This is a genomic window from Pacificoceanicola onchidii, assembly GCF_004804335.1.
GTDB lineage: Bacteria > Pseudomonadota > Alphaproteobacteria > Rhodobacterales > Rhodobacteraceae > Pacificoceanicola > Pacificoceanicola onchidii.
This window is the reverse complement of the sequence record NZ_SRXY01000003.1, coordinates 618,547-626,197: the sequence shown is the minus strand read 5'-3', so window position 1 is coordinate 626,197 and position 7,651 is coordinate 618,547. Positions and strand designations below refer to the sequence as shown.

Sequence of the window (7,651 nt, the reverse complement as noted above, 5' to 3'; positions counted from 1 at the left end):
GATTTTCTTGCCCATCGGCGTATTCTCCTTAGAGGAAGCCGAGCTCGATGGCCCGGTTATGAATGCAATTGGCGACCAGCGAATAACCGGCGGCATTGAGGTGCGTCGCATCGCTGCGCAGGCTGTCGGGAACCACCCCGGCAGCAATGTCGGAGTCGTCTTGCGCGGTGGGCGTGATCTCGACTTCCGAGAGCGCGGCGTAGCTGGCGAGGTATTCCTGCAGGTTCACAAAGCGCCGCCCGAAGGCCGCCAAAAATTGCGCATGCATGGGCGCACGGTAATCCAGCGTGGATGTGGTCAAGCCGAGAACCAGGAACCGCTTGTCCAGCGCGTCCATCCAGTCGATCCCCGCCCGGATTCGGGCAATGATGTCGGTGGCATCGTTGGTGCCGTCATTCTGGCCCCACCAGAACAAGTGGATGTCGCCCTTGTGCGCGGTTGCCGCCGTGATCAACGGGGCCGGACGGGGCACCGGAACCGTCGATCCAGAGGCGGCGCGGGAAAAGGTGTAGGTGCCGCCCGATTCCGACAGCGTTCCCGCCACCCCTTCCAGTGTGCAAGGATTGAGGCCTGCGCTTCCCTGCAGGAGGGGCGCAACAGCGCCGCCATCGGTGCCGGTCAACGTGACCGTGACGCCGCCGGATGCCGGGAGTTGGTCACCGGCTGGCGTGGCGAGATAAGGCAAGGCCCCAACCCGCCCGGCGATGGTGCGCGAGCCCTCGCCCCCGACGCCAAGATTGGTCACCACCCGCCCGGTCAGGCCAGCCAGAACGGAGGGATAGCTTATCCCGCCACCACCCGACCCCGCCGTCAGACTGTCCCCGGAGGCTACGAAGTTCGGCCCGGAAACAACGCGGCCCGAAACCTCCATTGCGGCCAGAATGTTATCAATGACGCGTTTCGTGAAGCGGCCATCGGGGCCGACTTCCAGATCCGTTCGGCGGCCCTGCTCATCCACAAAGCCGAAGAGAACCCCGGATTCGTCCAGAATGTCCTCTGTCGCCATCATTGCAGGAGTGTTGCCCGCCGTCAGCTTTGCGCCGATCTGATCCGCCGCCTGGTCCGTTGGCCCGCCATCCGGCGCGGTCTCCATCCATGTCCGCCGCCCTGCGCCATCAACAACAGCAAACACAGCCCCGCTCTCTTCGGCGAGCTCTTCTGCGGCGACCAGACCGTCAAGGTCTTCTGCACCAGCCGCGCCCAGGTTGGCCCGCGCCGCATCCGGGTCCGAAACATCCGACAGGTTGTTCCCTGCCGCCAGAAGCCCGGTCAGGGACGCAGCATCGCCAGCGAGGTGAACGGCAATCGCATCCGTCCCAAGAACGAAGGTATCCGGCGCGGCGACGGCCAGCACGTAGGACTTGCCGCCGCCAAAGGTGCCTTCCTCCACATAGAAGGCCGACAGGTTGACCTCTGACGCCTCATCGACGTCCGCAGGGCGCGTCCAAGCGCCAGAGGCTGTCACCCAAGGCCCATTCTCCGCCGGGTCCGTTTGGGCCGTCAGAAGGACACGGCTGGCACTGGTCAGCACATCGTCAATCGTCTGCTCCCCGGACAGCACCTTGTTCACGGTTGCCCGAAGCTGAACGCTTTCACGCGGTCGCAGGCCGGTGATGCCGAAGGTGGACTCTTCCATCGCCGCGATGCGGCCCTCAACGTCACCACCCCAGCCGCGAATTTCCGATTTTTTTGGCCCGTGCGCCTCATCTTCCGGCTTGCCGTCGTTGTTAGGACCGACCTGGTCACGCCAAATCTGGCCTGCGCCCCCGTGTGGAAACACCATGCTTTACACCTCTTGATGTCTGTAAGTTCAGGTAATTGTGGCCGTCACGGGCCCTGCGTCAGTCGCGGAATCCTTGATCGACACATCGACGGAACGCGCCGTCCAATCGAAGGTGCCGGGGCTTGAGCTGTCCGACAAAGAAATCGCCGCCCCCGGCCCGGAATAGATCGAGCCAACCAACACCCCGTCGCGGTAGACTTCCGTTTTCCACAGCGATGCGGAGGCAGAGGCCGTCAGTTCGACCAGCGCCACACCGCCGCTCTGATCGGTGACCGTAAGGCCGGTGGGCGGCAGAGGCGGATCAACCACCGCAACCGCAACCACGTTCTCAACAATCACTTCTTCGCCCTCGACCCCGCCGGGCGTGACAAAGGCCACGCTGACGTCATAGGCCTGCCCGTCCTGCAGTCCGGAAATCTCGACCGACGTGGCTTCATCGTTGACCGGCACGTCTTTCCAGTTGTCCTCGCCCGCCTTGCTGTAGCGCACCACAGGCGAGAGCGCATCGCTCGGCGGCGCGGCCCAGCCTGCGGAGATCCCCGCGACGAAGGTGTTTGCAGCCGCCTGCACCCCTGCCCCTCCCGCGACCACGTTTTCAGGCACAGGAACGCCCTCCTCGTTGTCCGGCTCCGGCAGCTCCTGCACCGCGCCTTGCTCTTCCAGCGCCAGAGAATAGGCCGCTGAATCAACCTTGCGCAAGACCAGGGCGACAGCCCGCAGAAGGCCTTTCTCGAAGCTCAGAGAATAGCGCGCGACCTCATAGTCCCCCACCAGCGCCAGTTGCGGCATATCCAGCGCGATTGTGTCCTCATAGATCGCAGGCAGCGCTTTGGGTTTGCAGAGCAGCGAGACCTCCTGCTTGGGGTTGTCCCGCTCCATGTGGATTTTCATGCATTGCCGTGCCTGCCGATGTGACGGGCACATGATCAGCGTCTTGTCCGGTCCGGTCAGAACCTCCCCGTCTTCTGCCACCCGCACATCATCCCGCCATGGCTCGGCATCCACTTCGATGTAGCCAAGGTCCTGACTGGTGAAGCGCCCTACCACCTGGTTGTAGCGGTCCAGCAAGTCCGGGCCGGGGTTGACCTCCTGCACTTCGAGGATGTCGCCGAAACCAAGTGTGAACTCCGGCGGCTCCCAAGCCCCAACCTTCAGCCCGATCTTGCCAGTGGGCTTGAGGCGCACCCGCCCTGCGCAGGCGGTCAGCATGCGGCCCAGCACATCCTGCGGCTTCTCATTCAGCAGGAACGACCCGGCGAGGCGGAACATCTTTTCCGTCCCGCCTTCCGCCAGGGCGACATCGCGGTCACAGATGTCCGCCGCCGCGACGATGTCATTCACGTCAAAGGCGTCGGGCCGATTGAGCCCGTCCGGCAGCGAAGCATAGTGATTGATCACCAGCGCCGCGTTTTCCGTGAAACCGGACAGGCCGCTGCGCGGATCAAAACACGCCGCCGTCTCGGCCAGAACCTTCAAGGTCGGCTCCCCGTTGGGGAACACCTTCTGAAACTTCGTGGCGCTGACCGACCGCGCCCAAATCATGCTGGTCCAAAGGCCATCGAGGCGATGATCTGCGCTCCACTCTGGCCAAATGCCGGTTATCTCTCCGTAGTGGGTGCTGGGCACCGTGCCATCACGTCCGAGCACTCTGACTTTCGGATTGATGGTCGCACCGCCATTCCGCCGCCGCACGTATGGCGGGTGATCGCGGTCCACATAGCCGTCCGGATCCAGAGGCACGGCACGGCTATCGAGCTGCACCTCCAGAACGGAGGTGATCTCGCCGTGACCGTGCACAATCACGCGATAGGAGGCCCCGTTTTTCGCCCGGTGAAATACGATATTCCCACCCACCAGAACGCGCCCCACGTGACCGATGCGCGGCCCGGTGGCGCTCTTGTTGTTGATCTGGATGTTCTCTGGCTTGGCCGCGTCGGGAAGTCTTGGCGCTGTCAAAGCACTCAGTGCCAAAGACCCGGCCACGTTCAGCGCAATACCAGCCCAGGTCAAAGACCCGGCAGCCGTAACTAAAGCAACCGTGCCTCCGGCACCGAATAGCCCCGGAAGCAGCGCGCCTAATGCTGGTGCCATGACCACCCCCGCAGAACCGTGAAATCATCCGTGATCTGAAGGCCGGACTTCATCCGCAGGACCGCACGCCCGTCGAGGATCAGTCCGCACAGCGTCTGACCGTCGCTGCCATCATCCAGAGACAAGACCGCCGCCCCGTCGCCGCTCAGATCCCGCAGCCCCGGCCAGCGCATGCGCGGTTCGATCAACCGTAGCAGCCCGCCTGCCTTCTGGATCATGCGCCGACTGGACGCCGCCTTGCTGTACGTCCCGCGCAGATCGGCGGCAGGATCAAACCCTGTCTCAAACCGGACGGCGGAAGCCGCCCAAAGCGCGCAGTCGTTTTGCCCCCAGACGAATGGATCGTCTCGGGTCAAGGCAATGAAATCAGCCAGCATCTTACCAGTCAGTCCACTTGATCAGCTTGCCCGCCTCTGTGACGAACTGCAGGCCTTCGTCGGTGGCGTGCCGGCGCTTTTGGTCGAAGTAGGTCAGCATCCCGTAGGGCGGCACGCCTTTGCGAGCCAAAAGGCTCTCTGTGGTCAAGCGCACAATGGCCCCGCCACGCAGAACCGAAACCGTCATCCTGTCCATGAACCCTATGTCGACTGCGAAAGGATGACCCTCCGGCGCTTCGGTTTCGGGATCGAAGAGCTGCAAGAAGAGCCCCGCATCTCGCCCCCGATAGTTCGACACATCACCCACCATGGCCACAACCCCGGCGGCCCAGGTCTCGCTTTGATCGTTGTCGATCATCTCATCAGGCATGCCGAGCTGGTACTCGCGGAACGGCGCAAGTTGGCCATCCCCGCCGGTGACTTCCGGCAAGCCCACCAGAAGCCCACCGCCCGCGCCCCACTCATGGCCCCACTTCAGATCCGTGAACGGCACGTTGCGATTGCTCAGACGGATCGGCTCATCGGCAAAGTCCAGATGCAGCATCACCGCCACCATCACCGCCCCGCCCGAGATCAGCTCCATGACCGGCGCGCGGTACTCTTCAGGCTGCGCCGCGACAAACTCCATCATCGGTCGAAGGCCTCTGTCACCCGCAAGCGCATTCTTTCTGAATGACGCCCAAACTGCTGGAACACGCGCCATCCGGCATCGTTGCGCAGACGGACCAGGACGCTAGGCATGGTCACCGCCACGGCATCGCCCGCGCTCACCGGCTCACGCAATGGCGGATTGAACACCACTGTACCGTCGGTATTTTGCTCGACGCGGTAGAGGAAATCATTGATCGAAAAGAACGACCCAACCGCAAGGCTCCGCCCCAGAAACCCGTCCAATTCAAGCGACGAAGCCCCCGCCGCCGCGCCACTGACAACGGTCGGCTCGGCGTGATCCGGCAGCGCGAAACCCGCACCATCGTCAAAGCTGCTGCCATCCCCGAAGAGAACAAAGCCCCGCGCAATGTCCTCCGGCGCGATGCCAATGGAGCGCAGAAACGCATCCTCATCACCCTCGAAAGTGGCTGTCCCGAAGTTGGGAAAGGTGATGCGCAGGAGATTGGCGCGCCCGCGCAGCTGATCACCGACAACCGCGGCCAAACGCGCTGCCGACGCCCTCAAAGGCGGGATTTCAATCTCGGACACCCACCGACGGTTTTCCGTAAAGACAACCTGTTCGCGGCCATCCAGGCCAGCGCCTGCAGAAGTTGTGTCCGTCTCCAACCAAAAAGGCGCATGCCGCACCGGGACCACCGGCGGCAGATCAATAACCCGAACCATGTCTTAACCTCGCCTCTGATCCTGCTGGATCATCCGATTGCTCGCCTGGATAACCTGCATGGAGGACGTCCGGCCTGCATCCGCAGCCACCACGCGCAAGTCTTCTGAAGATTCGACAACGAGATGTGCCGTCATCGGCGGACCATCCCCAAGCGTTTGACCGGGTTTCGTGATATGCACGCTTTCATTCGGACTGGCGCGGAACGCGACCACCTGGCTGTCGATGCCTCCTGCCCCGCCGACATCGAATGAACCGCCATTGGCAAAGCCTACCAGGCCGCTGAACAGCCCGCCGAGCAGCGTTCCGGCCAGGCTGCCGGATCCCCCAACCTTGGACACCAGCGCCGCCTTGGCCTGTTGGGCGAGGAACTTGGCCAGCGACTTTGCCACACCCGCCAGAACCTCTTCGAAGGACTTGAAACCGCGAATGCCCTCGCCGATCAGCTTACCGATCCCGCCGAAGACGCTGTTCGCAGTCTTCCCAATTTCGGCGAACGCATTCTCTGTTTGCTCAGCTTCACCCTTCACTTCAGACATGTTGAGCGCGTCGGACATCTGCGCGACCGCGCCACTGACAAGGCCCAAGCCGCCCTTAATCCCCTGGACCAGACCGTCAATGATGTAGCCACCGAATGACTTAAAGACCCGGGACGGAGAGTGGATGCCAAGCACATCCTTGAAGCCTTGAGCAATGCCAGTGCCGAGCCCGCCGACATAGGCCTTCAGATCTTCCCATTTTTCCTGCAGGCCGCGCTTGATGCCCGCAACGATTTCGTAGCCGATATTCAGTGCCGCCTCGACAACATCCACCAGCAATTGCGCCAGCGCGTCCAGAACATCCGCCCCGAAATCCTTGATGACCTGAACACCGGCCTCCCAAACCGCGCCGAACTCGCCGTTCAGCATGGCTTCGATGCCCACAGCCAACCCGTGAAGCGCAGCCTTGATCCCGTCAAAGGCAATGCGCCCAGCCTCAAACAGAGCAGCAAACGCCTCTTTCAGCACCGACAAGGCCTGTTCGATCACGCCGGTGATCGCCGGGAAGTCCTCTTTCAAACCTTCCCAATTTGCATAGATTGCCACGCCCACTGCCGTGACGGCCGCTGCGAGAAGTCCAAACGGTGACAGCAGCGCCAATACAACCCCGGCCAGAGGCGCAAGGGCGGTCAGCATCAAGCCGAGACCGGCAACCACGGGGCCAATGGCGGCTGCAAGCCCGCCGACGATCACGACAAAGCGCTGCGTCTCCGGAGACAATTCCTGAAACCGCTCCGCCAGCCCTTTCACATAGCCCGCGATGTCGGCGAGGATCGGCAGAATAATCGCGCCGACCTTCTCCATGGCATCGCCTATCGCGTTCATGGCTTGCGTGATCTTGCCACTGTCCGTGTTCGCCAGAGCTTCGGCCTGCCCTTTGTACTGCCGCTCAAGCTCCGCCAGCATCACCGCTTGCGCCCCTGCCACGTCACCGGCCTCAGCCATGGCCTTGATCAGCGCCTTCTGCTCTTCGGTGAACGACACGCCAACCCGGCTCAAGGCTGAGAGACCCTGCACCGGGTCATTCAGCGCTTTGCCGAGCATGATTGCGGACGATTGCAGATCCTGCCCCAGCCGGGCGGACAGATCGACCGCCGCCTGCTGCGCGCGGGCAAACACGTCGCCCGAGATATTGCCAAAGGTCAGAAGGTTTGCAGTCACCTTCGACAGGATCGCCTCGTCGCCGTAGAGCGATTTCTCCTGCAACGCCGACGCCATCTCTTCGAGCTGCGAAAGCGTGTAACCCGCGCCATCGCCCATGCTTTCCAGCGCAGCGCTGACAGAGGCAATCGCCCTCTCCTGCTCTTTCTGAGCTGCCACCGATTTGTAGGCCAGACCGACAAGCGGCGCAGTCAAACCGGCAGTCATGCGGGCACCCGCCCGGCTCAGTGTCCGGCCCGTGCGCTGCATGTCCTTGCGGAACGCGGCAACCCGCTTTTGCGCAGCCCCAACCCCATCGTTGAAGGATGCGCTATCCATGCCCAGAACAACGCGCAGCGCGCCGATGATGGCATTGCCCATACCCATT

The 7,651-nt window shown here is 62.7% G+C and carries 6 protein-coding genes; all 6 read right to left on the bottom strand.

Annotated features, from left to right (window positions below; genetic code table 11):
* Positions 1–28: 28 nt before the first annotated feature.
* The 6 genes from E4662_RS11355 to E4662_RS11330 are packed head-to-tail and all read right to left on the bottom strand — an operon-like array spanning position 29 to position 7,650.
* Positions 29–1,783, bottom strand: a complete 1,755-nt coding sequence (locus E4662_RS11355; RefSeq protein ID WP_136441641.1) for a hypothetical protein — start codon at positions 1,781–1,783, stop codon at positions 29–31.
* Between the two features lie 27 nt (positions 1,784–1,810).
* Positions 1,811–3,874, bottom strand: coding sequence for a phage tail protein (locus tag E4662_RS11350; protein ID WP_136441640.1), 2,064 nt, complete (start codon positions 3,872–3,874; stop codon positions 1,811–1,813).
* Positions 3,859–4,251 carry a DUF6950 family protein gene (locus E4662_RS11345; RefSeq protein ID WP_136441639.1) on the bottom strand — a complete coding sequence of 131 codons (393 nt, stop codon included), beginning with the start codon at positions 4,249–4,251 and terminating at the stop codon, positions 3,859–3,861. Before E4662_RS11345 ends, E4662_RS11350 begins: the two co-directional genes overlap by 16 nt.
* A gap of 1 nt (position 4,252) precedes the next feature.
* Complete coding sequence (locus E4662_RS11340) at positions 4,253–4,882, bottom strand: hypothetical protein (RefSeq protein WP_136441638.1); 630 nt, start codon at positions 4,880–4,882, stop codon at positions 4,253–4,255.
* Complete coding sequence (locus tag E4662_RS11335) at positions 4,879–5,586, bottom strand: hypothetical protein (protein WP_136441637.1); 708 nt, start codon at positions 5,584–5,586, stop codon at positions 4,879–4,881. Before E4662_RS11335 ends, E4662_RS11340 begins: the two co-directional genes overlap by 4 nt.
* Positions 5,587–5,589: 3 nt before the next feature.
* Positions 5,590–7,650: a phage tail length tape measure family protein gene (locus E4662_RS11330; protein ID WP_136441636.1), complete on the bottom strand. Its 2,061-nt coding sequence runs from the start codon at positions 7,648–7,650 to the stop codon at positions 5,590–5,592.
* Between the last annotated feature and the right edge of the window lies 1 nt (position 7,651).

Coding starts and splice junctions, on each gene's coding strand:
- E4662_RS11355 (WP_136441641.1), bottom strand. CDS start 1,783: ATGGTGTTTCCACACGGGGGCGCAGGCCAGATTTGGCGTGACCAGGTC.
- E4662_RS11350 (WP_136441640.1), bottom strand. CDS start 3,874: ATGGCACCAGCATTAGGCGCGCTGCTTCCGGGGCTATTCGGTGCCGGA.
- E4662_RS11345 (WP_136441639.1), bottom strand. CDS start 4,251: ATGCTGGCTGATTTCATTGCCTTGACCCGAGACGATCCATTCGTCTGG.
- E4662_RS11340 (WP_136441638.1), bottom strand. CDS start 4,882: ATGATGGAGTTTGTCGCGGCGCAGCCTGAAGAGTACCGCGCGCCGGTC.
- E4662_RS11335 (WP_136441637.1), bottom strand. CDS start 5,586: ATGGTTCGGGTTATTGATCTGCCGCCGGTGGTCCCGGTGCGGCATGCG.
- E4662_RS11330 (WP_136441636.1), bottom strand. CDS start 7,650: ATGGGTATGGGCAATGCCATCATCGGCGCGCTGCGCGTTGTTCTGGGC.